We start from the raw sequence: 2,690 nt of genomic DNA, 5'->3' as shown, positions 1-2,690 counted from the left end.
TACTTTTTTAAACTACACCTTTTGAATTATATAATATAAAAAATGAGTTTACAACAGTAGAATAATTAAGTTTTTCTAACCTGGCGGATAACAGCAAAATAGCTGCCAGCTATAAACCGGCAGCCAGGACAGATATCATACAGCCATGTGCATCCATCTACTTCTGAAAGTCCACATACTTTATCTCCATGTCCGCGGCAAGGGCCATCTTGTAGAGACCCGGATTGAATTTGAACAGATCATCCGGAGATACTCCGGTATTCTTAAGGACATCCTCAAATGTATCTCCATCCTGCACTGTATATATAAGAAAATCTTCCTCCATGATCACGGGAATACACACTTCATCCCCGGCCTGCATATTGTATACGTTGATGTACGGGTTTGCTGATATGATGTCGCTGAGCTTTACCTTGTATATCCTGGACAGCTTATACAGTGTGTCCCCTCTCTTCACTACATGGATAACTCCGTTACAGGTATCAAAATTCATAGCTTACCCCTGAAAGGCTTTTTTATAATATATTCACCTCCGATGATATAGTTACCTGCAAAAAACTTTTATTTTTACATTTTCTGGTAATGGTTAAGTTTTTATAAAGTCATTGTATTTTTTTAAACCCTACACTATAATAAAGTAGCTTTATCGGCAGAAATGTCGAAATCAAACACATTCAACACACAAAAGAAATTGGAAGGGTTGTTTTATGTACACATTAGGAATTGATATTGGATCAACAACAGTTAAGGTTGCTGTCCTTGACAAGGACAACAAGATACTTTTCTCCGATTACAAAAGACATTTTGCAAATATCAAAGAAACACTTAAAGATCTTGTACAGGAAGCAAAGGATGCCCTCGGCGAGAACGAGGTCAATCCATGTATAACCGGTTCAGGTGGACTGGCTCTCGCTCAGCTCATCGGTGTGCCATTTACACAGGAGGTAGTCTGTGTATCAGAGGCACTGCAGGACTATGCACCACAGACCGACGTTGCCATAGAGCTCGGCGGTGAGGATGCCAAGATCATATATTTTACAAACGGAATAGAGCAGCGTATGAATGGTGTCTGTGCCGGAGGTACAGGCTCATTCATCGACCAGATGGCTACACTTCTGCAGACCGATGCATCAGGTCTTAACGACTATGCAAAGGATTACGATACCATCTACCCTATCGCTGCAAGATGTGGTGTATTTGCCAAGACAGATATACAGCCACTCATCAACGAGGGAGCTACAAAGCCAAACCTGGCCGCTTCCATATTCCAGGCCGTTGTCAACCAGACTATATCCGGTCTTGCATGTGGTAAACCTATCAAGGGCAATGTTGCATTCCTGGGCGGTCCTCTTCACTTCCTCCCAGAGCTGAAGAATGCATTTATCAGAACTCTTAACCTGACAGGTGATGCCATCATAGATCCGGGACACTCACATCTGTTTGCAGCCGTAGGTGCCGCCATGAACTCCAAGCCTGAGGTATCCATGACACTTTCAGAGCTTATACATGCACTCTCACAGGAGCTCAACCTCTCCTCAGGTGTAGAGAGACTTGCGCCACTCTTTGAGAGCGATGAAGATTACGAGAAATTCAAGGCAGATCACAACAAGTACGCCGTAAAGCGCGGTGATCTCGCAACATATAAAGGAAACTGTTTCATCGGTGTCGATGCCGGTTCAACCACCACAAAGGTTGCACTTGTCGGTTCTGACGGTGAACTGCTCTACGACTTCTACAGCAGCAACAACGGAAGTCCACTTAACACCACCATCAGAGCTATAAAGGATATATACAGCAAGCTTCCTGAGGGCGCAGTGATCGCAGGCTCATGTTCTACTGGTTACGGTGAGGCTCTTATCAAGCAGGCTCTCTCTCTGGATTTAGGCGAGGTTGAGACAATAGCCCACTACACAGCCGCAGCATTCTTCGACCCTGAGGTCGACTGCATTCTTGATATCGGCGGTCAGGATATGAAGTGTATCAAGATCAAGAACGGCGTAGTAGATAACGTTATGCTGAACGAGGCATGCTCATCTGGATGTGGATCATTCATAGAGACATTTGCAAAGTCACTGAACTACGATATCGCAGACTTTGCGCACATCGCCATAACAGCAAGAACACCTATAGATCTCGGTTCAAGATGTACAGTCTTCATGAACTCAAAGGTTAAGCAGGCTCAGAAGGAAGGCGCATCCGTGGCTGATATATCCGCCGGCCTTGCCTACTCCGTCATCAAAAATGCCCTGCTCAAGGTTATAAAGCTCACGGATCCAAAGGATCTCGGAAAAAACATCGTGGTACAGGGTGGTACCTTCTACAACGATGCAGTTTTAAAGAGTTTTGAAGTCATATCAGGAAGAACAGCGATAAGACCTGACATCTCAGGTATCATGGGTGCTTTTGGTGCTGCCCTCATAGCAAGAAACAAATACAAAGAGGGATTTGTCACGACTATGCTCCCTATCGAGGAGATAAGAAAGCTCACATATGAGAGCTCCATGACAAGATGTAAAGGATGTACAAACAACTGTCTCCTTACAATAAACAAATTCTCAAACGGCAAGAGGTTCATCACCGGAAACAGATGTGAGAAGGGTGTCGGTCTGAAGAAGAACGCAGACAACATTCCTAACCTCTTTGAATATAAGCTTGGAAGAATATTTGGCTATGAGTCACTTAAGCCTGAG

Annotated in this window: 2 protein-coding genes; one reads left to right on the top strand and one right to left on the bottom strand. The window is 44.1% G+C overall.

Translation table 11 applies throughout. The annotated features are described in order from the left end of the window. Positions 1-157 precede the first annotated feature (157 nt). The gene (locus tag CCU_RS12100) at positions 158-493 is read right to left on the bottom strand and encodes a LysM peptidoglycan-binding domain-containing protein (RefSeq protein ID WP_015534866.1); all 336 of its coding nucleotides are present in this window, start codon (positions 491-493) and stop codon (positions 158-160) included. A 214-nt stretch (positions 494-707) separates the two neighbouring features. Here CCU_RS12100 and CCU_RS12095 point away from each other — a divergent pair. Then, the coding region (locus CCU_RS12095) for an acyl-CoA dehydratase activase (RefSeq protein ID WP_243440898.1) at positions 708-2,690 on the top strand (1,983 nt) is incomplete at its 3' end.

This window comes from Coprococcus sp. ART55/1 (assembly GCF_000210595.1).
GTDB lineage: Bacteria > Bacillota > Clostridia > Lachnospirales > Lachnospiraceae > Coprococcus > Coprococcus aceti.
Note: the sequence above shows the minus strand (reverse complement) of the source record. Positions and strands in the feature narration are given on the sequence as shown.